The sequence below is a fragment of the Afipia massiliensis genome (genome assembly GCF_014203115.1).
In the GTDB taxonomy this organism is placed as follows: domain Bacteria; phylum Pseudomonadota; class Alphaproteobacteria; order Rhizobiales; family Xanthobacteraceae; genus Afipia; species Afipia massiliensis.
Window position 1 is genome coordinate 584856 of the sequence record NZ_JACHIJ010000004.1, and the last position, 23563, is coordinate 608418.

The window sequence follows — 23563 nt, forward strand, 5'->3', positions numbered from 1 at the left end:
GCTGTCCGGAGCCGAGACGAAGATCGACCTCAAAAACCGGGAGCGGGCTTTCCTCCAATGACGGCGGGGACTATGCCCTCGGCCGGCCCGCTCGGACGGCCTCGACAATGTCGATCGCAGCCCGGACGCCGCTCTCTATATCCAACTGAGAGTTATCCAGCAAGTATGCATCCGGAGCCGCTTTTAAAGGCGCTACCGCCCTGTTCTGGTCGCGTTCGTCGCGCTTGAGGATATCCGCCAGCACGGCGGCCTCGTCCGCGGCCTCGCCCCGGGCACGGGCCTCCAGGGTCCTGCGACGGGCCCGAACATGGGGGTCCGCCACAACGAAGATCTTCACGTCGGCATCCGGGCAGATCACGGTTCCAATGTCGCGGCCATCGAGCACAGCCCCCGGCGGGTCCGCAGCAAACTGCCGCTGAAAATTGATAAGTACTTCCCTGACCTTGGGAATTGCCGAGACAACCGAGGCCGCATCGCCAACCTTCTGGGTTTTCAGGACCGGATTGCCGAACTTTTCCGGGTCGAGTTCCATCGCCATGGCGACTGCAAGCGACTCATTGGTCAGGTCGGCCCCGGCTTCCAGCATCGCCTGGGCGACCGCACGGTAGATCACGCCGGTATCGAGATGGCGGTACCCGTAATGATGGGCCAGGCGCTTGCCGAGCGTGCCTTTTCCGGATGCCGCGGGTCCGTCGATGGCGATGATCATGAGAAATCCGCTCCCAGCCCGCGCATCATCGGAATGAAGTCCGGGAAGCTTGTGGCGATGAAACCGGTGTCGTCGATCTTGACCGGCGTATCCGACGCCGTGCCCATCACCAGCGCCGACATCGCGATGCGATGATCCATGTGGGTGGCGACGAGGCCACCGCCGGGCACGTGACCCTTGCCGACCACGATCATGTCATCACCGAAAATCTCCACCTCAACACCGTTGACGCGCAGCATGTCGGCGGTGGCTTCAAGCCGGTCGGATTCCTTGACGCGCAATTCCTGCAGGCCGCGCATGGTGGTGACGCCTTCCGCATAGGCGGCGGCAACCGCAAGCACGAGATACTCGTCGATCATCGACGGCGCGCGTTCCGGCGGCACCGTCACGCCGCGCAATTGCGACGCGCGCACACGGAATTGCGCCATCGGCTCGCCGGCATCGTTGCGCTGATGGCTCTCCTCGATGGACGCGCCCATTTCGCGCAGTGTCGTGAAAAGCCCTGTCCGCAAGGGGTTTGTCATGATGTCGGTCAGCGTGACGTCCGACTCCGGCACGATCAGCGCGGCGACAATCGGAAACGCCGCAGAGGACGGATCGGCCGGCACGACCACGTTGGCGCCGCGCAGTTCGGGCTGACCGGTGAGCGCGATCTTGCGGCCATGCGCGCCCTCTTTCGTCGTCACCACGTGGGCGCCGAAATGCGTCAGCATCAGTTCGGTATGGTCGCGGCTGGCTTCCTGTTCGATCACGGTCGTGACGCCCGGCGCGGACAACCCCGCCAGCAGCACCGCCGACTTGATCTGCGCCGATGCCACCGGAGTGCGATAGATGACCGGCAGTGGATCGCGCGCGCCTTGCAGCGTCATCGGCAACCGTCCGCCGTCCGCGCTCGACGTCACGCGCGTGCCCATCAATTCCAATGGATCAAGAATCCGGCGCATCGGCCGGCTGCGAAGCGACGCATCGCCATCGAACGTCGCCGCAATCGGGCACCCTGCCACCGCGCCCATGGCCAACCGGCATCCGGTGCCGCTGTTGCCGAAATCGAGCGGTGCGTCCGGCGCCTTGAATCCGCCGACCCCCACGCCACGAACCAACCAGGCCCCTTCGCCGGTGCGTTCGACCCGCGCCCCGAGCGCGGCCATCGCCTTGGCGGTGTTGAGAACGTCCTCGCCTTCCAAAAGCCCAGAAATCCGGGTTTCACCCACAGCCAACGCGCCCAGAATCAGGGCCCGGTGCGAAATGGATTTATCGCCCGGAACGCGGACACGGCCGCTGAGAGCGCCCGCGGCGCGCGATTCCAGCGGGGTTGGGTGGTCGGAGTGGGTCAAGCTGGCATTCCTTGGTTTAAGGCGGGCTCCTACCACGGGGCTTGCAGGACGTCACGGGCCGTTCATTTATCCCCCAAACCGCTATTGACAGCGGCGGCGCAACTAGCCAAGTGAAGCACCGCTTTTTCAAGACATCCTCAGGACTATAAACCGTGGCCAAAGCCGATCTCGGAACCAAGCGTATTTGCCCGACCACGGGCAAAAAGTTCTATGACCTCAATAAGAATCCGGTGATTTCGCCGTATACTGGCGAGATCGTGCCGATCGCGCCGGTTCCGCCGCCACGCACGCGCGCCGACGCTGCCGCACGCGCTGCCGCCGCCAATGCCGCCAGCATTGTGCCGGAGCCCGCCGAGGCGGAAGAATTGGTCTCGCTGGAAGAAGCCGATGCCGAGGAGAACAGCGGCAAGGTCAAGGCCGTGCTGCCGGAATCCGAGGACGATATCGAAGTCGATGAGACCCTCACCGACGACGACGACGATGATTCGACCTTCATCGCCGAGGACGAGGAAGACGACGAAGACGTTACTGACATCATCGGTGATGTGTCGGGCGATGAAGAGACTTGAGATAAATCCTCAAGTGTGATTTTTCGGTCCGGCGCGCAACGCGCGCCGATTCAGATAACCCGCGCAGTCCCACCGCGCGGCAAGGTGTTCGGGGCCATAGCTCAGCTGGGAGAGCGCTTGCATGGCATGCAAGAGGTCGGCGGTTCGATCCCGCCTGGCTCCACCAACCTTCTCTCGGCGAAACAATCATTCGCGTTTTCTGCGAACCGCGTTCGCCCAATGAACCGTGCGGCTGCGCAGCATGCGCGCGTGCATGGATGCCAACCGGCGCGCGTATTGACGACACTGTCCGAATTCTTTCAATGTGACAGCAGGCTGCAATGTTGCAGTATCGTCTTCAAATTTTTTTGCTGGTTGAAGGTTGACCCCATGACATCTCAAACCGCGACCGGTGCAATGGCCGGACTGCGCGTCGTCGATCTGACGCGCGTGCTCGGCGGGCCTTACTGCACGCAGATTCTCGCCGATCACGGCGCGGATGTTGTGAAGGTCGAACCGCCGGCCGGTGACGAGACTCGCGACTGGGGCCCTCCGTTCCACGACGATGACGCGGCGTATTTCATCGGCACCAACCGCAACAAGCGCGCGATCGCCTTGGACCTCGCGTCGGAAGGCGGACGCGCGGTGCTGATGAAGATGCTTGAGACCGCCGACGTTCTCACCGAGAACTTCAAGCCGGGAACGCTCGACAAATGGGGCATCGGCAATGATTTTCTGCGCGAAAAATTCCCCCGGTTGATCCACTGCCGCATTTCCGGATTCGGCGCGGACGGACCTCACGGCGGGCATCCCGGCTACGACGCGATCATTCAGTCCATGGTCGGCCTGATGGCCTCGACCGGATCGCCGCAGAGCGGCCCGACCCGAATCGGCGTCGCGCTCGTCGACATGACGACGGGACTTTATGCCGCGGTCGGCATTCTGATGGCGTTGGCCGAACGCGCAAGGTCCGGCAAGGGCCAATTCCTCGAGACCACGCTCTACGAAACCGGCCTCGCGATCATGCATCCACACACCGCCAACTATTTCCTCCACGGCAAGCCGCCGGCGCTGACAGGCAACGAGCATCCGAACCTCGTGCCGTATGCAGTATTTCCGGCACGCGACGGCGACGTCTTCATGGGGGTCGGCAATGATGGCACCTTCCGCAAGCTGATGAAGGAGCTCGGCAAGCCGGAACTCGGCACCGATCCGCGCTTCGCGCGCAACCGTGACCGTATCGCCCATCGCGACGAGCTGCGCGCCGTGATCGTTGATATCCTGAAGGACCATGACAGCGAGCCGCTGTGCCGGCGTCTGCTGGCGGCAGGCCTGCCCGCGGGTCCGGTCCAGTCGATCGACAAGGCGCTGGCGAGCGAACACGTCAAGCATCGCGGCGATATCATCGAAAAGGATTGGTACAAGGGCGTCGCCTCCCCGATCCGCTTCGATCGCACCAAGGCCAGCCTGCGTCACGTGCCGCCGAAGTTCAGCGAACATACAGATACCGTGCTGGCGGAGTTCGGCTACTCGGCGAAAGAAATCGCCGATCTGCGCGCCTCGGGCGTCGTCGCCGGGCCAGAGCGGAAGCGCTAGGCCGCGGCCTTCGGCTGCAACGCAAGCTTTGGGGCGACGGCAACTCCGTCGCCCCTCTCCTGACCGCGCACGAGATCGTTCCGGCACCAACGGCCAACGCTCTGCCCCCAAGGTCGAAGCCATTTAAGGCTTCCCACAGGCGACCCTCCCCGCTTACCATCCGGCGTCACCAGCACGTCATCCGGCGCTGTTACCGCGCAACGATGATGACGGCTTCAGGGAGAAACTATCGATGACAATTCGCCAGATGGGCTTTCAGGCTGTCTTGGGCCTGGCTGCTTCGACTCTTCTTGCTTTTGCAACGCCCGCGCAGGCCGTCACCGAGATTCAGTGGTGGCACGCCATGACCGGCGGCAACAACGACATCGTCAACAAGCTGGCGGCGGATTTCAACGCCTCGCAAAGCGACTACAAGGTCGTCCCCTCCTTCAAGGGCAGCTATCCCGACACCATGAACGCAGGCATAGCCGCGTTCCGTGCGGGCAACGCGCCGCATATCATCCAGGTGTTCGAGGTTGGCACGGCGACGATGATGAGTGCCACCGGCGCGATCAAGCCGGTCTACCAGCTCATGAAGGATGCGAACGAGCCGTTCGATCCGAAGGCCTATCTGCCGGCGATCACCGGTTACTATTCAACCGCGAAGGGCGACATGTTGTCGTTCCCCTTCAACTCGTCATCGATGGTGATGTGGGTCAATCTCGACGCGCTGAAGAAGGCCAGCATCGCGGAAATCCCGAAAACATGGCCACAGGTTTTCGATGCCGCGAAGCAACTGAAGGCGGCTGGGTATACCACCTGCGGTTTTTCCAATGCGTGGGCGTCATGGGCCCACATCGAACAGTTCTCCGCCTGGCATAATGTTGCGATCGGCACCAAGGCGAACGGCCTCGACGGGTTCGACACCGTGCTGAAATTCAACTCGCCGCTGCACATCAAGCATCTGCAGAACCTGATGGATCTGCAGAAGGACAAGACCTACGATTATTCCGGCCGCGCCAACGCGAGCGAGAGCCGCTTCAGTTCCGGCGAATGCCCGCTTTTCCTGACCTCGTCGGGCTACTACGCAACCGCCAAGGGCACCGCCAAGTTTGAATTCACCTCCGCGCCGATGCCGTACTATCCGGACGTCGCCGGCGCACCGCAGAATTCGATCATCGGCGGTGCATCGCTGTGGGTGATGGGCGGCAAGAAACCCGAAGAATACAAGGGCGTTGCCAAGTTCTTTGCCTTCCTGTCCGACACCAATCGCCAGGCAAAGCTGCATCAGGAGTCCGGTTATCTGCCGATCACCAAGGCAGCGTATGAAAAGACCAAAACTGACGGCTTCTACGACAAGAACCCGACGCTGCAGACCCCGCTGAAGGAGCTCACCAACAAGGAGCCGACAGAAAACTCACGCGGCCTGCGCTTCGGCAACATGGTGCAGATGCGCGACATCTGGGCGGAAGAGATGGAGGCCGCGCTTGCCGGCCAAAAGACCGCCAAAGACGCGCTCGACTCAGCCGTGAGCCGCGGCAACGCTATGCTTCGCACGTTCGAAAAAACCGCGAAGTGAGATTTCCGGAGCGCGGCCGCCATGAAACTGACCGCGCTGATTCCGATGTTGAGCGTATCCGACCTGAAGCGGAGCATCGCGTTCTATCGGGATCGGCTCGGTTTTCATGTCATCAACGTATTCGGTGAACCCGAGCCGAAATGGTGCATGATCGGCCGCGATAACATCAAGCTCATGCTCAACGAGCCTCCGCGCGAGGAAATGGACACGCTGCCACTGCATGCCAAGAACTTTCAGGTCTACTACTTCTACCCCGACGACGTGGCAGCCCTCCACGCGGCATGGAAAGATGACGACCTGGCTGTTACAGATTTGCGCGTCACGGCGTACGGCATGAAGGAATTCGAGTTGCGCGATCCCGATGGCTACTGGCTCTGGTTCGGACAGGAGTCCAGCGAGCCGCCGACAGTTCACGAGTGACGCCCTGAATGGAAAAGTCGGCCACCTTTAACAACAGGCTGCTTCCGTATCTGCTGCTCGCGCCGCAGCTCGTCATCACTTTCGTATTTTTCTACTGGCCTGCCAGTCAGGCGGTCTTGCAGTCGTTTAAGCGCGAAGACGCCTTCGGCCTCACATCGGAATTCGTCGGCCTGGAGAATTATCAGACCCTGTTCGCGCAGCCTGAATACTACAAGGCGATATGGGTAACAGTGGTGTTCTCGACCCTGGTCGCATTGCTGTCGCTCAGTATCGCGCTGATGTTTGCGACCCAGGCCGACAAGAACCTGAAGGCGGCGCCGGCCTTCAAGACATTCCTGATCTGGCCTTACGCCGTGGCACCCGCGATCGCCGGCGTGCTGTGGATTTTCATGTTTCATCCCTCGCTCGGCACGCTGGCGCGGCCGCTGCGCGTTCTTGGCTTCGACTGGAACCCGCTGCTCAACGGCAATCATGCCATGACGCTGGTGGTAATGGCCGCAGTCTGGAAGCAGATCTCCTACAATTTCCTGTTTTTCCTTGCCGGTCTGCAGTCGATCCCCAGGAGCGTGCTTGAGGCCAGCGCGATCGATGGCGCGGGCCCGCTGCGCCGGTTCTGGACCATCGTGTTTCCGTTGCTGTCGCCGACCACGTTCTTCCTGCTGGTCGTCAACGTGGTCTACGTTTTCTTCGACACGTTCGGCATCATCGACGCCGTCACCGGCGGCGGCCCGGCGGGTGCGACGACCACCATGGTCTATAAGGTTTACGCGGACGGACGGCTCGGCGGCGACCTCGGCGGCTCGGCGGCGCAATCCGTGGTGCTGATGGTCATCGTCATCGCGCTGACCGCCGTTCAGTTCCGCTACGTCGAACGCAAGGTGCAGTACTGATGGTCGAGCATCGTCCCCTGCGCGATTTCGTCGCCTATGCCATTCTCACCTTCGGCATCTTCATTGTCGCGTTTCCTGTCTATCTCGCGCTGATCGCCTCAACGCACGACGCGGCGACGGTGGTCAACGGCAACATGCCGCTCTCACCCGGCAACCACACCCTCGAAAACTATTACCGGGCGATCTTCGTCGGCGGATCGCGCACCAGCCGCGAGCCGGTCGGGCACATGCTGATCAATTCGTTCGTTTCCGCCATCGGCATAGCGGTCGGCAAGATCTTCATCTCCATCCTGTCGGCGTTTGCGGTGGTGTATTTCCGTTTTCCGTTCCGGAAAACCGCGTTCTGGATCATCTTCATCACGCTGATGCTGCCGGTCGAGGTCCGCATCTATCCCACCTACAAGGTGGTCGCCGACCTGCGCATGCTCGACACCTATGCCGGGCTGATCCTGCCTCTGATCGCGTCGGCGACAGGCACGCTGCTGTTCCGGCAGTTCTTCATGACGATCCCCGAAGAGCTGCTGGAAGCTTCGAAGATCGATGGCGCGGGCCCGTTCCGATTTTTCAAGGATACGCTGCTGCCACTGTCCGTCACCACCATCGCCGCGCTGTTCGTGATCCAGTTCATCTACGGCTGGAATCAGTATCTATGGCCGCTGCTGATCACCACGCAGGACTCGATGCAGACCATCGTGACCGGCATCAAGAAAATGCTGACCACCACCGACGAACTGGCGGAATGGCAGTTGGCGATGGCCACCGCGATTCTTGCGATGCTGCCGCCAGTTGCAGTCGTCGTCTTCATGCAGCGCCTGTTCGTGCGCGGCCTCGTCGAAACTGAAAAGTAGATTCTGGAAGTTTAGGGAACGAGCATGTCGAATGTCGTCCTGCGCGATGTGAAGAAGACCTATCCCGGCGGGGTCGATGCCATCAAGGGCATCGACTTCGAGGTCGGCGACGGGCAGTTCTGCGTGCTGGTCGGACCAAGCGGTTGCGGCAAGTCCACCTTGCTGCGGATGGTGGCAGGTCTCGAGACCATCACCAGCGGTGAGATCGATATCGGCGGCCGCGTCGTCAACCAGATCGAACCGGCCGATCGCGACATTGCCATGGTGTTCCAGAACTACGCGCTTTATCCGCACATGAGCGTCTACAACAACATGGCCTATGGCCTGCGCAATCGCGGCATGCCGAAGCCGGAGATCGATGTGCGGGTGCGGGAAGCCGCGCAGATTCTGGAAATCACGCCGATGCTGGATCGCAAGCCGCGGCAGCTTTCCGGTGGCCAGCGCCAGCGCGTCGCCATGGGGCGCGCCATCGTGCGCCAACCGAAAGTGTTTCTGTTCGACGAGCCGCTGTCGAATCTCGACGCCAAGCTGCGGGTCGCCATGCGTGTCGAAATCCGCAAGCTGCAGCGCCGCCTCAAGACCACGTCGATCTATGTCACCCACGACCAGATGGAGGCGATGACCCTCGCCGATATTCTGGTGGTGATGAACGGCGGGCAGGTCGAGCAGATCGGCAAACCGCTCGACATCTACAAAAAGCCGGCCACCACCTTCGTCGCCTCGTTCATCGGCGCGCCGCCGATGAATTTGCTGTCAGTGGCGGCAAACGATCTCGGCGGGACGCTCGATGCGTTGCAGATCAAGGCGCCCGGCGACGCCACGCTCGGAATCCGGCCGGAGGACTTCGCACTGGCCGGCGCAGCGGCACCCCAGGGCCTCATGCTTGAACTCATGGTCGATGCCATCGAGCGGGTCGGCGCTGAGACCTACGTTTACGGCACCAGACCGCGCGCCAACGGCGGTCCAACCGTCAGCGCCAGGCCCGGCGAATTGCCGCCTGGCGAGATCATCGTCCGGCTACCCGGCGAGGCGGCTCCCGCCATCGGCGAGCGGATCAAGGTTTCCGCGCTGCGGGACAAGCTGCACCTGTTCAGCCCCGACGGCCGCAGCCGGATCGGCGACTAGCCGGATTCATCCCCTGTTTACGGGCGGTTAGGGGTTCTTGAACAACGCAAAAGACATCGCCATATTTGTTTCAACCGGCAGGCCGCAAGGCTGCCGGGAACCCAGGAAGGAGTGCCGCAAGGGCTCCAACCCAAAGTCGCTTCGAGAGGACTTTGTGAATGTCTCGTGTTCCTTCACTATCGAGTCCGTTCCTTTTGGGATTCGACGAGATTGAGCGTGCGCTCGATCGCGTCGTGAAAGGTGCAGACGGTTATCCTCCTTACAACATCGAGCGGTGTGGCCGTGACGAAGGCCAGCCCGAACGCCTGCGGATCACGCTGGCGGTCGCCGGATTTACCCGCGACCAACTCGATGTAACCACTGAGGAAAACCAGCTCGTGATCCGGGGCCGCCAGCAGGACGACAAGACCCGGCAGTACATCCACCGCGGCATCGCCGCGCGTCATTTCCAGCGCACATTCGTGCTGGCTGACGGGATGTATGTCATCGGCGCTGACCTGAAGAATGGCCTGCTGTCGATCGATCTGGCTCGTCCCGAGCCTGAACGGGTCGTTAAGACGATAGCCATCAATGAGCACGAATAATGGAACGGAAGCGGACTCGACCGCTTAACAACTGTAAGGAGTCGAGACCATGACTGGTAATGTCATCTTCGAACCCGCCGTCTCGCTTGAGGCGCTGGCAACTCTGGGCGAAGGCCACATCGCCTACGTCAAACAGATTCGCTCGGAAGACGTGCCGGGACTTTTCCCGCAGGCGCCGCAGATCGCGCCCGGCCTGAAGCTGTTCGCGCTTCATGCTGCCGACGGCACGCCGATCATGCTCACCGACAGCCGCGAAGCGGCGATCGCGAATGCATGGAGCAACGAGTTAGAGACCGTCAGCGTCCACTGAGCCCGCGCAGGCTGCGCAGGTGACGTGTGACGATCTAAACGAAGCGGCAGCGCGGCGAGCGCTGCCGCTTTATTTTTGGGTTCACCTTTGCCACTCGGTGTTTCCCGTTGTTGCCAGCGTCGCTGGCGTAGCCGATGGATTGCGTTCGCGCCGATGCTGCTGACGCTTGAGGCATCCCAGCATCGGCATTTCCAGATTCGATTTTCAAACAGCCCTTATCATTCACGTACGCGTCTACGTTCTCGCGCATTGCGCGAGGTGAGCTTTTAGTCTTGCCCCTGAAAACGAGGGGCATGGAGCGCCGCGAGGCGCGCCTTGTCTTGTTTCGCTTCCGGCACCGCTTGCGAGGCGATGTGTTTCCGGAAGCGCATCGCCTTGCGGCGCTCCATTGCGGGATTTTGGGCGAGGGGACCGTACTTCCGGGTGAGGATGGGGGAGAAACTCGCCCCTGATCCGGCCGGCTTTCGCCGCCTTCATCCCCGCCGCGTCCAGCCGCGAACGGCAGAGCCACATAGTTGGCCCGGACGGTGACCCCAGCCTCCCGGACGCGTGGTTGCGAACCACGCGCGCAGGCGCCGCATCCTGCTCCGCTTCAAAGCGCCCTCGAGAAGCGCCCCTCACGAACAGGACGTCTCGAACATATGAGCGGTCCAGAGCGCGGGGATTGCTATCCCCATCACGAAATGTTGCAGGTCGGACAGCCGTGCCGCGGATGGCGCGAGCGAAATGCGAGTTGCGCGCGCTCGCCATTATCCGCCGTCATTCCGGGCGCGCGTTTGCGCGAACCCGAATCCACGGCCGCTCGAATCAGATTCCGGCAGCATGGATTCCGGGCCTGCGCCAAGCGGCGCATCCCGGAATGACGAGAAAAGTAGCCACGCTTCTCGCCGGGACGACATCGAATGCTCCGCGACATCCCGTCTTAGCCATATCGCGGATGAAGTCGCAGCCCGGATAAGCGCGGCAGAATCCGGGGCGGCGTCCGGTGCTCATCCGGATTACACTTTGCACCGGGCTACGCTTGCAGGATTTCTTCGGTCGTCGAAATGGCGTGCGATGCTGGATTTAAGCCGCCGTCGCGGGCGGCAGCGCCAGCACCGAATACAGCGCTTGCGCGTCCTTCGATGCGCGCAGCTTCTTGGCGATGTCCTGATCGCGCAGCAGCCGCGCAATCCGCGCCAGCGCCTTCAGGTGATCTGCGCCGGCACCTTCGGGAGCCAGCAGCAGGAACACCAGATCGACCGGCTGGCCGTCCATCGCCTCAAAATCGATCGGACGATCCAGCCGCGCGAACAGACCCGACAGCTTGTCGAGTTTCGGCAGCTTGCCGTGCGGGATCGCCACGCCATAGCCGACGGCGGTGGTTCCCAGTTTTTCGCGCTGGAGAAGCACCTCGAAAATCGACCGTTCATTTTGTCCGGTCAGAACAGCGGCGCGCGCCGCAAGCTCCTGAAGCGCCTGCTTCTTGCTGTTGACTTTCAAAGCAGGAAGAATCGCCTCCGGTGCGACCAGATCGGTAATCGTCATGGAGCGTTCCGAGGATAAGTTAAGCCGTTGGTATACTTATTAAATCGGTCTTTGACCGGGCGACGTCAAGGGCCCTGTGAGCCCACTATGGCCCGCGTCCCTGAAAGGCGGCGGACCATAGTTAGGCTTATTCGGGGCGTCAATGGCGAGCCGGCTCGCCGATCATAGGAGGATCGACCCAACCGACGTTCCCGTCCGGCCGCCGGTAGATGATGTTCACCCGTCCGCTGCTGCCGTGCTGGAACACCATGACCGGCGCACCGGTCAAATCGAGTTCCATGACCGCCTCGCTCACCGAGTACCGCTTCAGCGACGTCGTCGCCTCGGCGATGATGACGGGATTGAATTCGTTGGCATCCTCGTCTTCGTGCGACGGGGCTTCGATCACATAACTCGGCGCGTCCAGCGCCGCACCGTTGAGATCGGACAACGCAGCGGATGCCGCATGTGACTTGCGCGCCGAGCGATCCTTCAGACGGCTCTTGTAGCGGCGCAAACGTTTCTCGATCAGCAGCAGCGCCTGGTCCGCACTGACATAAGCATCGGCGGCTATCGAATCCGCTTCAAGCGTGATTCCCGAATCCAGATGAAGCGAGCAATCGGTACGAAAGCCGAAGCCATCCTTGCTGAGCGTGATGTGGCCCGAGTAGTTGCCGTCGAAATATTTTCGCAGCACTTCGTCCGTGCGTTCGCTCACGCGATCACGAAGGGCTTCACCGACGCTGATGCTTTTACCAGAGACCCGGAGTGTCATGACGTTCCTCACTTGCTTCTTCGGACTTGCAGTTCGGATGAGGGAGCGTTCCGCTTCTTGACCTCGCAGTCAAGCGGTAGCTGTGTCGCGGGACCTGTCCACGGCCGGAGCGGCCGACGTCAATGCTGTACCGAGCATGCTCTGCTTGTCGCGGCGGCGTTGCACGGACGAGGGAATACGCATGGCTTCACGATACTTCGCTACCGTGCGCCGGGCTATATCAATGCCGTCGGCATGCAATCGTTCCACGATGGTATCGTCCGACAGGATGGCCGTAGGGCTTTCCGCATCGATCAGCAGTTTGATGCGGTGCCGCACAGCTTCGGCGGAATGCGCATCCCCGCCGTCCGCCGAGGCGATCGACGCGGTAAAGAAGTACTTGAGTTCGAACGTGCCCCGGTTGGTCGCCATGTATTTGTTCGCGGTCACCCGCGAAACAGTCGATTCGTGCATCTGGATGGCGTCGGCGACGGCTTTCAGATTGAGCGGACGCAGGTGCGCCACGCCCTGCGTGAAAAATCCGTCCTGCTGGCGAACGATTTCTGTCGCGACCTTCAGGATCGTCCGCGCGCGCTGGTCGAGCGCGCGCACCAGCCACGTCGCATTCTGCAGGCAATCGGTGAAATAGGATTTGTCACCATCCTTGCGGATGGTTTTGGACAGTTGCGAATAGTAAACCTGATTGACCAAAACTTTCGGCAAAGTGTCGCTGTTGAGCTCGACATGCCAGCCGCCGTCCGGACCTGGGCGAACGTAGACGTCTGGCACAACGCTCTGGGTCTTGGCCGATCCGAATTTCAGGCCGGGCTTCGGATTGAGATGGCGGATTTCACCGATCATGTCGGCGATGTCTTCGTCATCAACACCGCAGATTTTTCTTAAAGAAGCGATGTCGCGTTTCGCAAGCAGATCGAGATTCTCGATCAGCGCCTGCATCGCGGGATCGTAACGGTCGCGCTCGCGCAACTGGATCGCAAGGCATTCGCTCAGGTTGCGCGCACAGACACCGGGCGGATCGAACTTCTGCAGAACCGCAAGCACCGCTTCGACCTCTTCGCGCGACGTACCCAGCTTCTCGTCCGCGTCCCCGAGATCGGCAGGCACGTAGCCGGCGTCGTCGACGAGATCGATCAGATACTGTCCGATCATGCGGCGCATCGGATCCGGAAATGCAACCGCCAACTGCTCGGCGAGGTGCCCGCTGAGCGTCGTCTCTGCCGCGACAAAGGCTTCGAGATTGTAATCGTCGTCGTTCGACGCGCCGCCGCCCCACTCGGTATAGGCGGTTGGCGCGGCATCCTGCGCGTTGCGCGCGGCGGCGTCCGCAGGCTCCTCCGGAAACACGTTCTCCATGCCGGTATCGAGGGTCTGCTCGATCTCTGTGCGGGTCCCGAGATCGGGCGCCATCCATTCCTCGGCGCCGGGCTCGAAGCCATCGCCGGAGCGTTCGCCGTCGGCACCCGATGAGAATTCCGCACCGTCGGAAAAATCCGCGCCGTCGCCTTCCGCATGGGCGGCGGCGGGCTCGCCATGATCGGGAGCGCCGTCCTGATTGGCGCGCTCGAGCAACGGGTTGCGCTCAAGCTCATCCTCGACGAACGCCACGAGGTCGAGATTCGACAACTGCAGCAGCTTGATCGCCTGCATCAGCTGCGGCGTCATCACCAGCGACTGCGACTGGCGGAACTCTAATCTCTGCGTCAGCGCCATAAAAACCAGATCCGGTCCAAAAATTGGTCCGTTTCTTGCTTATACTTTTACTGAAAGCTTGTACACGGCTTGACGTTTCGAAAAATCGGGATACTGCGCCGCCCGCTCACCGATCGCAGATCAGGGTGAATCAGAGCCGGAACTCTTCACCCAAGTAGAGCCGTCGCACGTCCGGATCGTTGACGATCTCGTCAGGGGTGCCCTCAGTCAGTACCTCCCCCGCGTAGACAATATAGGTGCGGTCGGTCAGGCCAAGCGTCTCGCGGACATTGTGGTCGGTGATCAGAACGCCGATGCCGCGCGCGGTGAGATGGCGCACCAGTTGCTGAATATCGCCGACCGCAATCGGATCGATGCCGGCGAATGGTTCGTCGAGCAGCATGTAGTTGGGACGCGACGCCAGTGCGCGCGCGATTTCCACGCGCCGCCGCTCGCCGCCCGAGAGCGCGATCGACGGCGATTTCCGCAAGCGCGTGATGTTGAATTCGTCGAGCAGCGAATCCAGCTCGCGCTCGCGCTTGCGCTTGTCGGGCTCGACCACTTCCAGCACCGCGCGAATGTTGTCCTCGACCGACAGCCCGCGAAAGATCGATGCTTCCTGCGGCAGGTAACCGATCCCGAGCCGTGCGCGCTGATACATCGGCAGCTGCGTCACGTCGTGGCCGTCGAGTTCGACACGGCCGCGATCCGGCTTGATGAGACCGGTGATCATGTAAAAGCAGGTGGTCTTGCCGGCGCCATTCGGCCCGAGAATACCGACAGCCTCGCCGCGCCGGACATAAATGCTGACGCCGTGCACGATCTTGCGCGTCCCGAAACTCTTCTCGACGCCGTGAACGGCGAGATAACCCGAGTGCTGCGCACGTGGCGCTGTACCGTTGGCTGCGGCGCGGCTGCGCTGCGGGTTCTCGCGCGGCTTTTCCTTTGCAGTATCCCGCGCCAGGTTGCGCGGAATCGGCGGCGCATCGTGCGTGAATGCCGACGAGTCCTGCGGCGCGAGCGACGGTTCGCGGGGAGTTGCCGCGGCAACGGCTTCGCGCCTGAGCGGCGCGGTCTCGCGCGACGCCTCACGCGCAGCTATCGGCTTTTCGCCGGCGGCCGGTTTGAAGATGTCGCCCATCCGCGCCGCGAGCGCGGTAATGTCCTGACGCAGATCATCCTGGCGCGAACGCGCAAACCCCTGCCGTCCACGCCCCGGGCCTCGACGACGAAAGATGCGCAGGAGATCTACCATGCCCGCTTCAAATCAGCCCTTGGAGTGTTGCCTGAGCATGATGGAGCGAAGGCGCGTTGCCCATCCCCAAATGTTCAGGGGCTGGGTGATACAGGCTCCCAGCATCCGGTTCAACTGTTGGGCTTCCGCGGAGGCGACAAGTCATTGAGTTTGAGCGGTTTTCCGGGCCCGCCAGGCACAGGCGTCGGCTGCGCACCGGCTGGGGCGCCGCCCGACTGCGACCCGTTCGGCGCGGCCTGAAACACACCCTGCACGCGTCCACTGTTCGATTCGACCCGGGAAATGCCCGTGGTCAGATCGACAACGAGGCGGTCGCCGCGCAGCACGTTCTTGTCCTTGGTCAGCAGCACATTGCCGTGCATCGTGACGGTGTTGGCGCGCATGTCGAATACGCCGCGATCACCGGTCACGGTCTGATCCTTCTGGGTGACGACGACGCCGCCTTGCGCCTCAAGCCGTTTGATGGACGAACTGCCGGCGGGTCCGGGCGTCGATGTTTTCATCGCAGTCTTCTTGGGGCTGCTGGACTGATCGTTGTCGTAGAACACCACAAGCGTCTTGCAGAGCATGGTGGTGTCGCCCTGCACGACCTTTACATTGCCGCTGAACGTTGCCGCCTTGTCCTTGTCGCGCATCTCGAGTGAGGCAGCATCGATCTGAATCGGCTTGTCGCGGTTCTGCGAGAAACCCTGCATCGCGTTGGGCACGCCCGTCGCCGAACTCTGCGCATGCGCATCGCCCGCCGCACACAAAGCAGCGGCGACCACCGCCGCGGACAAGACACGCGCGATGGTGTTGGCGTTGAAACCGTTGTGAATCTTCATCATCCGAAAAATCATTTCGCCGCGGCGTCCCGTGCGGGCGCCTGATTACCTGTCGCTGCATCCGTGGCTGGCTGGTCCGGAATCAGGATCATCGAGACACCGCCTTCAAAGCGCACCAGCGCGCCGTTTTCCGTGATTCTCAGACGATTCGCATCCAGCGTGCCGTTCAGCAGTTTCACCGCCACAGGCTGATCCGAGGACACCGTCCCGCCGCCGAGATCGACGTTAGCCTGCGTCAGCCGCGCCTCGTAGCCCGTGGTGGATTGCAGTAAGATGTTGTCTTTCAAATCCAGCAACTGGGTCTTGGTATTGAACAGGCCGTTGCGCGCGTCCATGGTGATGCCTGTCCTGTCTTCCATCTGAACCTTGGCGCGCAGTTCGTGCAGTTCGACATTGTTCGGATTGGTCACGTCCTGCACCGCCGATTTGGCCCACAGTTCATAGGGCCGCTGATCCGGCGTGAAGCCTGCCAGGTGCGGCGAGTCCATCGTGATCTTGGTGCCGGACACGCCGAGCTTGCCGATGTCGATCGGCAGCTTTGAGAGAATCCGGAACGGATTGAACAGCGAGATGCCGATGATCGTCAGCATCGCGGCGGCCACCATCACCGGAACGGCCAGACGCATCTGGCGCACGCGGCGGCTGTGACGCTTCGCTTTCGCGTAGCGCGCATCCGCACCAGCCTGATAGCTCTGGCTCTGAACCGAGACCAAAATATGCTCCGAAGCGCCGGGGTGGCCCGGTCATTCTACGCCAATGACACGGCTTTTTGCAGCCTGGCATTTGTCACGCCTTACCAAGCACTTGATAACAAGCACTTGGCAAAGAGCAAAAAAGTGACCGAAACCGGGCGAACCTCGCTGCAAAAGGCGAGATTGGGCCGCAAATGGCGGAATTATGAATGCGCGAAAATATCGTCGTTTTCCCAACCCTGCAGGTCGAGTTTCGCGCGGGTGGGCAAAAACTGGAAACAGGCGGCGGCAAGCGCCTCCCGGTTCTCGCGCGCCAGCATGGCGTCGAGCTTCTCGCGCAGCGCGTGAAGATGCAGCACGTCGGACGCCGCATAGGCCAGTTGCGCGTCGGTCAGGGTTGCCGCGCCCCAGTCGCTCGATTGCTGCTGCTTCGACAAATCGACGCCGAGAACCTCGCGCACCAGATCCTTCAGGCCGTGGCGATCGGTGTAGGTGCGCACCAGCCGCGACACGATCTTGGTGCAGTAGACCGGCTCCGGCATCACGCCGAAGGCGTGAAACAGCACGGCGAGATCGAACCGCGCGAAATGAAAAATCTTGGTGATCTTCGGATCGCCGAGCAGCTTTTTCAGATTGGGCGCGTCGGAGTGACCGGCCGGAATCTGCACCACGTCCGCCGTGCCGTCGCCGTTCGACAACTGGATCACGCACAACCGGTCGCGATGCGGGTTGAGGCCCAGCGTCTCGGTGTCGATCGCCACCGACTGCGTGTAGCGCGAAAGATCCGGCAAGTCGCCGCGGTGCAGGCGGATGGTCATGGTCTGTCAAAACCCTCGGTGCGCAGATTGTTCGAATCGATGGGCCTTAAACTATCGCCCAAATCCCCTGCCGACGAGGGGGAATGACCCGTCAGCGCCACAGGCCCAGCGCCGCCCACTTCGATTCAGGGATCGGCTCGCCGATCTTGTAACTGAACGACAGCACCGTCATGTGGTCGGGCGTGCCCTTGCAGGTGAAGGAAAACGAATACCATCGCCCCTTGCTGCGAAACGCGCCGCCCTTGCCGGTGACGGTATGGCCGGTGTGGACCGGATGCGACACCACATCGGTCTTGGCGCGGTCGGGGCGATAGGTCTTGGCGTCCCGGCCGATCCGGTTCATCGCTTCAAGGTCGCAGACCTGCTCGAGCCGGGTTTGCGGGTCGAGCTTCTTCAGGCTCGCTGCGAACCGGGCGTCCATGGCCGACACGGACGTAGCTGGCAACAGCATGGCGATCAGAACAACGATTGAATTTTTCACGAAAGCACCACTAGGAATGTTGATGAGGGGTGCACCGTTTCGGAAAACCTGACCTCCGGGGAGGAGGCCACTTCCAAATTTGTGGTGCCCAGGAAAGGACTCGAACCTTCACGGCCGTTAAGCCACTGGCACCTGAAGCCAGCGCGTCTACCAATTCCGCCACCTGGGCATTGACGCGGTTACTAAGGACAGGGCGCGCGCTTGTCAAATTGCTCGTGCGTCACCGGAAATGACCTGTACAGCGCGCGGATGATGGCGTATCGCGGAAATCGGCGGGACCGCCCTCCCGCTTCGTTTATTTTGCGCAGGAACCACGCATGTCAGCCCCTATCGATACGCTTGTCACGGTCTTCGGAGGATCGGGTTTTCTCGGCCGGCACGTGATCCGGGAGCTGGCCAAGCGCGAATATCGCATCAGGGTCGGCGTTCGCCGTCCGGAATTGGCCGGGCACCTGCAGCCGCTGGGCCGGGTCGGCCAGATTCACGCCGTACAGGCCAACCTGCGCTACCCGGCGTCGGTGCAGGCCGCGGCGCGCGGCGCCAGCGTCGTCGTCAATCTGGTGGGGATTCTCGCCGAGAGCGGCGCTCAGACCTTCGATGCGGTTCAGGCCAAGGGCGCGGAGACTGTGGCGCGCGCGGCGGCCGAGATCGGCGCGCGCGTGGTGCATGTCTCGGCGATCGGCGCCGACGCGGATTCGGCATCTGGCTATGCGCGCGCCAAAGCGGCCGGCGAAGCTGCCGTGCTGGCGGCGTCGCCATCGGCCACGATCTTCCGCCCCTCGGTGGTGTTCGGCCCCGAGGATCAGTTCACCAACCGCTTTGCGGGACTGGCGCGCATTTCGCCGATGCTGCCGCTGATCGGCGGCGGGCTGACCAGGATGCAGCCGGTCTATGTCGACGACGTCGCCACCGCCGTCGCCGATGCGGTCGATGGCAAGACCCGGCCGGGCGCGACCTATGAGCTCGGCGGACCCGAGGTCATGACCATGCGGGAAATCATCGAACTCATTGTGAAGATCACCCAGCGCAACAGCATGCTGATGTCGCTGCCGTTCCCGCTCGCGAAAATCCAGTCGTACTTTCTGCAGTTCGCACCGGGCGATCTCAAGTTGACCCCGGATCAGGTCGAGCTGCTGCGCAGCGACAACGTGGTGTCCGATGCGGCGAAGGCCGCCGGGCTAACACTGGAAGGTTTGGGGATCACGCCGGATTCGCTCGCAGCCGTCGCGCCGTCCTATTTGTGGCGCTACCGCAAGACCGGACAGTTCGCGCACAAGGATACGTGACCCAACGGTTCGTCATGCCCGCGCCTGTCGCGGGCATCCACGTCTTTCTTTTTTGTTGACGGTTTAAGGCGTGGATGGCCGGGACAAGCCCGGCCATGACGCGAGAGGTTCACGCCCTCATTACTTCCCCAGCGCCAGACCGATCAGTCCGAGCGTGCCGACGATCACGCGCCACCATGCGAACAGCGCAAAGCCGCTGCGCGACACATAATCGAGCAGCGTCTTCACCACGATGATCGCCGCCACGAACGAGGTGACGAATCCCACCGCGACCAGCAGCGTGTTGTTCGCGGTCATCTGCCCGTGATTCTTGTAGAGATCGTAGGCGAACGCGCCCGTCATGGTCGGGATCGCGAGAAAGAACGAAAACTCCGCCGCCGCCCGCTTGTCCGAACCGAACAGCATCGCGGACACGATGGTCGCGCCCGAGCGCGAGACGCCGGGAATCATCGCCAGGCACTGCGCCAGACCGATGCCGAGATACATCGGCAACGGAAACGACGTCGCGTCATGAAAGCGCGGGCGCAAATCCTGCTGATCGACCCACAGCAGCACGGCGCCGCCGGCGATTAGCGTGAAACAGACCACCCACGGATTGAACAACACCTCCTTGATGAAGGAGTGCGCAATCGCACCGATGATGGCCGCCGGCAAAAACGCGATCAGCACGCCGATGACGAAGCGCTGTGCCGCCGGATCGGAAAACATGCCGAGGGCGATTCGCCACAATTTCGCAAAATAGACCGAGAGGATGGCGAGAATCGCGCCGAGCTGGATCAACACCACGAAGGTCTTGCCGAACGCATCGTCATCGAAACCGAAAAACCGCTCCAGCAGAAGGAGATGCCCGGTCGAAGACACCGGCAGAAACTCGGTCAGACCCTCGACGATGCCGAGGATGAAAGCCTTGAAAAGATCGAATGACATGAAAGCGATCCGCTGTGGATGAGGGCCCCGCGAGCGGCGTCGTTGTCGCCCATTCGGAAAGTCGCTGCAACGCCAAATCCGTGAAATAGAGTATTGGCAAATGGCGGTTTGCCTGCTTATCAGGCTTTTCCATCCGGCGCGTTAACCGCCATTCGAGACCCTTTGTTAAACCTAACCGGACTATCACTGGCCACATGTTCACACTTTTTCATCATCCGTTTTGCCCGCGGTCGCGCTTCGTGCGGCTCGCGCTCGGCGAACACGGACTCGACACGCGGCTTGTGGAAGAACTGGTCTGGGATCGCCGCGAAGCCTTTCTGGCGCTGAACCCGGCCGGCGATACGCCGGTGCTGATTGCCGAGGGCACACCCGCGATGCCCGGCGCCGGTCTCGCCGCCGAATTCCTCGACGAGATTCACGGCGCGCCATTGGGCGATCATCGGTTGCTGCCGCGCGCGATGAACGACCGCATCGAGGTGCGGCGTCTGATGTCGTGGTTCAACGACAAGTTTTTCGAGGAGGCCAGCAACCCGCTGGTCTCTGAGCGCATCTACAAGCGGTTCATGAAACCCGAGCACGGCGGCGGACCTCCGTCGACCGATGTTCTGCGCGCCGCCAAGGCAAATGTGCGCTATCATCTGGCCTATATCGGCTGGCTGGCGCGGACGCGGAATTTTCTCGCCGGCGATCAGCTCACCTATGCCGATCTGGCCGCCGCAGCCCATCTGTCGGCGCTGGACTATCTGGGCGATGTGCCATGGAACGAGGACGACGCAGCCAAGGCGTGGTACGTGCGGATCAAATCCCGCCCGTCGTTCCGCCCGTTGCTGAGCGAGTGGATGGCGGGCGTCCCGGCGTCGGCGCACTACGTGGATCTCGACTTCTAACAGACATGAGTGTTGCCGACGCTGTCGCGGTTAAGGCCGCGCTGATCGAACAGGCCCGCACCATCGGCTTTGGCACCATCGGCATCACCGATCCCGGCGCCATTGAAAGCGCGCGCGACCGGCTGCAGAATTTTCTCGATGCCGGTTCACACGGCGACATGGAATGGCTCGCCAACGAGCCCGCGCGTCGCGCCAGCCCCAAGGTGCTGTGGAGCGAGGTGCGCTCGGTCGTGATGCTGGGGATGAACTACGGCCCGGATGAAAATCCGCTGGCGCTGCTCGAGCAGAAAACACGCGGCGCAATTTCGGTCTACGCGCGCGGCGACGACTATCACGACCTGATCAAGAAGCGCCTCAAGACACTGGCGCGCTGGCTGCTGGCCACCGCTGGCGGCGACGTGAAGGTGTTTGTCGACACCGCCGCTGTGATGGAGAAACCGCTGGCCCATGCGGCGGGTCTCGGCTGGCAGGGCAAGCACACCAACCTCGTGTCACGCGAGTACGGCTCGTGGCTGTTTCTCGGGGCGATCTTCACCACGCTGGAGCTGCCGCGCGACGACGCCGACGTGGATCACTGCGGATCATGTCAGGCCTGTCTCGACATCTGCCCGACCAATGCCTTCCCCGCGCCTTACAGGCTCGATGCGCGCAAGTGCATTTCGTATCTGACCATCGAGCACAAGGGCGCGATTCCGCGCGAGCATCGCCAAGCCATCGGCAACCGCATCTATGGCTGCGACGATTGTTTGAGCGTTTGTCCGTGGAACAAGTTCGCGCAGGAGGGCCACGAACTGAGGCTCGCGGCACGCGATGAACTGCGCGGCCCGTCGCTGTCCGAGTTGGCGCGGCTCGACGATCCATCGTTTCGCGCGCTGTTCACCAAATCGCCGGTCAAGCGGATCGGCCGCGATCGTTTCATGCGCAATGTGCTCACCGCCATCGGCAACAGCAACGATGCGGCACTGATCCCTGAAGCGCGCCGCCTGCTCGATGACGCAAATCCGCTGGTGCGGGGCGCTGCGGTGTGGGCACTGTCACGGCTGCTGCCGCATGCGGAATTTTCCGAACTCGCAAGTGTGTCGAACGACAGCGACGAAGGCGTGAAGGAGGAGTGGGCCACCGCACTCTCCGCATTTCCGTCATGGCCGGGCTTGTCCCGGCCATGACAATCTAGTTTGCCAGATGCCGCGCCATCTCCGGCCGCGCCTTGAGCGCTGCATTCTGCCTGGCGAAAATCTTCGCGATGCGCTCCGGCGCGAAATTCATGTCGAGAAACCCGGTCGCGACATTCGCGACTTCGCCGTATTCGGCGATCAGTCCGTCCTGCAGTTTCATGATCGCGACGCCTTCGAACATCGCGCGCGCACCTTTCGCTTCCGGCAATAGCGAGCGATAGCTGAACGTATAGCGCGCATAGAGCTTTTGCCCGTCGCTGACCGGATCGTGCATGTCCCAGCGAAAATCCGTCGCCGTGCGATAGAACCAGTCGTCGATCAGCTCCGCGATTTTCTCGCGCCCTTCGAACGCGCCGTAGAACACGTCATGATAAATGCCGTCTTCCGTGAACAGGGCCGAGAGGGCCTTGCCGTTGCGCTGTTCGACGGCGCGGCAGAAATCATGGAGGAGTTTTTCGGTCTGCATTGGTTCCTCCTCCGGATATTTATGGCGTAACCTGATCAGAAAAGCCGGTTCGGGATCACGCCGCCGCGAGTTCGCTCACCGCGCCCAGCATGCGCGCAATGTCCTGCGGCCGCGACAGACGATGATCGCCGTCCTGCACCAGCGTCAGCACCACGTCGTCGCTCGGCAGACAGTGCGTCAGCGCGAAGGCGTGACGCCACGGCACGTCGGGGTCCTGCGCGCCCTGCAGAATACGAACCGGGCATCCGACATCGATGGTCCCGCCGAGCAGCAGATGGTTGCGGCCCTCTTCGATCAGGTTGCGGGTGATCGGATAGGCCTCGCCGTAGTCGGAAGGCCGATGCCAGACGCCCTTGGTCATGATCTCGTCGCGGATCTCCTGCGAAAAACCTTTCCACATCAGGTCTTCGGTAAAATCCGGCGCGGGCGCGATCAGCACCAGGCCTTTGAGCGTCGCGCGTGACGCCGGGCGCTTGGCCAGCGCGCGCGCCAGCAACAGGGCCATCCAGCCGCCCATCGACGAGCCGACGACGATCTGCGGCCCTTCGCAGAACGTATCGAACACCTTGAGGCTTTCTTCGTGCCACTGCCCGATGGTTCCGTCGGCGAAGCTGCCCGAGGATTCGCCGTGCCCGGAATAGTCGAACCGCACGCAGGCGCGGCGCTGTGCGGCCGCCCACTCATCGAGCGCCTGCGCCTTGGTTCCCTTCATGTCGGAATTGAACCCGCCGAGCCAGAACACGCCGGGCGCGTCACCGCCGCGTTTGCGCACGGCAATGCGCCGTTTGGCCCCGTTATCGCCGACCTCGATAAAGCTGAGCGCCGCGGAACTGTCCGATATATTCGTCATGAAGAATTGC

General features: G+C 62.1%; 26 protein-coding genes and 2 tRNA genes. 13 read left to right on the forward strand and 15 right to left on the reverse strand.

Annotated features, from left to right (window positions below):
- Nucleotides 1-70 precede the first annotated feature (70 nt).
- Nucleotides 71-709: a (d)CMP kinase gene (gene cmk / locus HNQ36_RS16565; RefSeq protein ID WP_184086938.1), complete on the reverse strand. Its 639-nt coding sequence runs from the start codon at nt 707-709 to the stop codon at nt 71-73.
- Nucleotides 706-2043 (reverse strand): 3-phosphoshikimate 1-carboxyvinyltransferase, encoded by a 1338-nt coding sequence (gene aroA, locus HNQ36_RS16570; protein ID WP_184086940.1) that lies wholly within the window; start codon nt 2041-2043, stop codon nt 706-708. Before aroA ends, cmk begins: the two co-directional genes overlap by 4 nt.
- Before the next feature lie 152 nt (nt 2044-2195).
- Here aroA and HNQ36_RS16575 point away from each other — a divergent pair, with 152 nt between their 5' ends.
- From HNQ36_RS16575 to HNQ36_RS16620, 10 genes are all read left to right on the forward strand, one after another.
- Entirely contained in the window at nt 2196-2612 is a 417-nt protein-coding gene (locus HNQ36_RS16575) for a TIGR02300 family protein (RefSeq protein WP_019199348.1), read from the forward strand.
- A 90-nt stretch (nt 2613-2702) separates the two neighbouring features.
- Nucleotides 2703-2778 (forward strand) — tRNA-Ala (locus HNQ36_RS16580).
- A gap of 203 nt (nt 2779-2981) precedes the next feature.
- Nucleotides 2982-4187: a CaiB/BaiF CoA transferase family protein gene (locus tag HNQ36_RS16585; RefSeq protein ID WP_046828076.1), complete on the forward strand. Its 1206-nt coding sequence runs from the start codon at nt 2982-2984 to the stop codon at nt 4185-4187.
- A 232-nt stretch (nt 4188-4419) separates the two neighbouring features.
- Entirely contained in the window at nt 4420-5745 is a 1326-nt protein-coding gene (gene ugpB, locus HNQ36_RS16590; protein WP_184086942.1) for a sn-glycerol-3-phosphate ABC transporter substrate-binding protein UgpB, read from the forward strand.
- A 21-nt stretch (nt 5746-5766) separates the two neighbouring features.
- On the forward strand, nt 5767-6165 hold the full coding sequence (locus HNQ36_RS16595) for a bleomycin resistance protein (RefSeq protein WP_184086944.1): 399 nt from the start codon (nt 5767-5769) through the stop codon (nt 6163-6165).
- 8 nt (nt 6166-6173) lie between these two features.
- Nucleotides 6174-7055, forward strand: a complete 882-nt coding sequence (gene ugpA / locus HNQ36_RS16600) for a sn-glycerol-3-phosphate ABC transporter permease UgpA (RefSeq protein ID WP_184086946.1) — start codon at nt 6174-6176, stop codon at nt 7053-7055.
- Nucleotides 7055-7903 carry a sn-glycerol-3-phosphate ABC transporter permease UgpE gene (gene ugpE / locus HNQ36_RS16605; RefSeq protein ID WP_184086948.1) on the forward strand — a complete coding sequence of 283 codons (849 nt, stop codon included), beginning with the start codon at nt 7055-7057 and terminating at the stop codon, nt 7901-7903. The genes ugpA and ugpE overlap by 1 nt, the downstream gene beginning before the upstream one ends.
- Nucleotides 7904-7927: 24 nt before the next feature.
- Nucleotides 7928-9028 carry a sn-glycerol-3-phosphate import ATP-binding protein UgpC gene (locus HNQ36_RS16610; protein WP_184086950.1) on the forward strand — a complete coding sequence of 367 codons (1101 nt, stop codon included), beginning with the start codon at nt 7928-7930 and terminating at the stop codon, nt 9026-9028.
- A 158-nt stretch (nt 9029-9186) separates the two neighbouring features.
- The gene (locus tag HNQ36_RS16615; RefSeq protein WP_046828082.1) at nt 9187-9612 is read left to right on the forward strand and encodes an Hsp20 family protein; all 426 of its coding nucleotides are present in this window, start codon (nt 9187-9189) and stop codon (nt 9610-9612) included.
- Nucleotides 9613-9661: 49 nt separating this feature from the next.
- Nucleotides 9662-9922, forward strand: coding sequence for a BQ00720 family protein (locus HNQ36_RS16620; RefSeq protein ID WP_019199340.1), 261 nt, complete (start codon nt 9662-9664; stop codon nt 9920-9922).
- Nucleotides 9923-10188: 266 nt separating this feature from the next.
- Here HNQ36_RS16620 and HNQ36_RS26460 read toward each other — a convergent pair whose 3' ends face one another.
- The 10 genes from HNQ36_RS26460 to HNQ36_RS16665 form a co-directional block, all read right to left on the reverse strand.
- Complete coding sequence (locus HNQ36_RS26460; protein ID WP_283814035.1) at nt 10189-10311, reverse strand: hypothetical protein; 123 nt, start codon at nt 10309-10311, stop codon at nt 10189-10191.
- A gap of 676 nt (nt 10312-10987) precedes the next feature.
- A complete protein-coding gene (gene ptsN / locus HNQ36_RS16625) occupies nt 10988-11449 on the reverse strand; it encodes a PTS IIA-like nitrogen regulatory protein PtsN (RefSeq protein WP_006023259.1) in 462 nt (153 codons plus the stop codon).
- Nucleotides 11450-11588: 139 nt separating this feature from the next.
- On the reverse strand, nt 11589-12203 hold the full coding sequence (hpf, locus tag HNQ36_RS16630) for a ribosome hibernation-promoting factor, HPF/YfiA family (protein ID WP_184086952.1): 615 nt from the start codon (nt 12201-12203) through the stop codon (nt 11589-11591).
- A gap of 69 nt (nt 12204-12272) precedes the next feature.
- On the reverse strand, nt 12273-13913 hold the full coding sequence (rpoN, locus tag HNQ36_RS16635) for an RNA polymerase factor sigma-54 (RefSeq protein WP_184086954.1): 1641 nt from the start codon (nt 13911-13913) through the stop codon (nt 12273-12275).
- A gap of 130 nt (nt 13914-14043) precedes the next feature.
- A complete protein-coding gene (gene lptB, locus HNQ36_RS16640; RefSeq protein WP_184086956.1) occupies nt 14044-15147 on the reverse strand; it encodes an LPS export ABC transporter ATP-binding protein in 1104 nt (367 codons plus the stop codon).
- Between the two features lie 110 nt (nt 15148-15257).
- Nucleotides 15258-15986, reverse strand: coding sequence for an LptA/OstA family protein (locus HNQ36_RS16645; RefSeq protein WP_184086958.1), 729 nt, complete (start codon nt 15984-15986; stop codon nt 15258-15260).
- On the reverse strand, nt 15983-16684 hold the full coding sequence (lptC, locus tag HNQ36_RS16650; protein WP_184086960.1) for an LPS export ABC transporter periplasmic protein LptC: 702 nt from the start codon (nt 16682-16684) through the stop codon (nt 15983-15985). Before lptC ends, HNQ36_RS16645 begins: the two co-directional genes overlap by 4 nt.
- A gap of 182 nt (nt 16685-16866) precedes the next feature.
- The gene (locus HNQ36_RS16655) at nt 16867-17481 is read right to left on the reverse strand and encodes a ribonuclease D (protein ID WP_184086962.1); all 615 of its coding nucleotides are present in this window, start codon (nt 17479-17481) and stop codon (nt 16867-16869) included.
- Nucleotides 17482-17572: 91 nt separating this feature from the next.
- Nucleotides 17573-17932 (reverse strand): DUF930 domain-containing protein, encoded by a 360-nt coding sequence (locus tag HNQ36_RS16660; RefSeq protein ID WP_210312092.1) that lies wholly within the window; start codon nt 17930-17932, stop codon nt 17573-17575.
- A gap of 112 nt (nt 17933-18044) precedes the next feature.
- Nucleotides 18045-18131 (reverse strand) — tRNA-Leu (locus tag HNQ36_RS16665).
- Between the two features lie 148 nt (nt 18132-18279).
- Between HNQ36_RS16665 and HNQ36_RS16670 the strand changes: the two genes are divergently transcribed.
- Nucleotides 18280-19248 carry a complex I NDUFA9 subunit family protein gene (locus tag HNQ36_RS16670; protein ID WP_184086966.1) on the forward strand — a complete coding sequence of 323 codons (969 nt, stop codon included), beginning with the start codon at nt 18280-18282 and terminating at the stop codon, nt 19246-19248.
- A 120-nt stretch (nt 19249-19368) separates the two neighbouring features.
- Here HNQ36_RS16670 and HNQ36_RS16675 read toward each other — a convergent pair whose 3' ends face one another.
- A complete protein-coding gene (locus HNQ36_RS16675) occupies nt 19369-20175 on the reverse strand; it encodes an undecaprenyl-diphosphate phosphatase (RefSeq protein ID WP_184086967.1) in 807 nt (268 codons plus the stop codon).
- A 194-nt stretch (nt 20176-20369) separates the two neighbouring features.
- On the opposite strand from HNQ36_RS16675, the gene HNQ36_RS16680 reads away from it, so the two are divergent.
- A complete protein-coding gene (locus tag HNQ36_RS16680) occupies nt 20370-21062 on the forward strand; it encodes a glutathione S-transferase family protein (protein WP_184086969.1) in 693 nt (230 codons plus the stop codon).
- Nucleotides 21011-22228: a tRNA epoxyqueuosine(34) reductase QueG gene (gene queG / locus HNQ36_RS16685; RefSeq protein ID WP_184086971.1), complete on the forward strand. Its 1218-nt coding sequence runs from the start codon at nt 21011-21013 to the stop codon at nt 22226-22228. Before HNQ36_RS16680 ends, queG begins: the two co-directional genes overlap by 52 nt.
- 4 nt (nt 22229-22232) lie before the next feature.
- Here the strand turns inward: queG and HNQ36_RS16690 are convergent, their stop codons facing one another.
- Together HNQ36_RS16690 and HNQ36_RS16695 are read right to left on the reverse strand one after the other, a co-directional pair.
- Entirely contained in the window at nt 22233-22703 is a 471-nt protein-coding gene (locus HNQ36_RS16690) for a nuclear transport factor 2 family protein (RefSeq protein ID WP_184086973.1), read from the reverse strand.
- A gap of 55 nt (nt 22704-22758) precedes the next feature.
- A complete protein-coding gene (locus tag HNQ36_RS16695) occupies nt 22759-23553 on the reverse strand; it encodes an alpha/beta hydrolase (protein WP_184086975.1) in 795 nt (264 codons plus the stop codon).
- Nucleotides 23554-23563 lie beyond the last annotated feature (10 nt).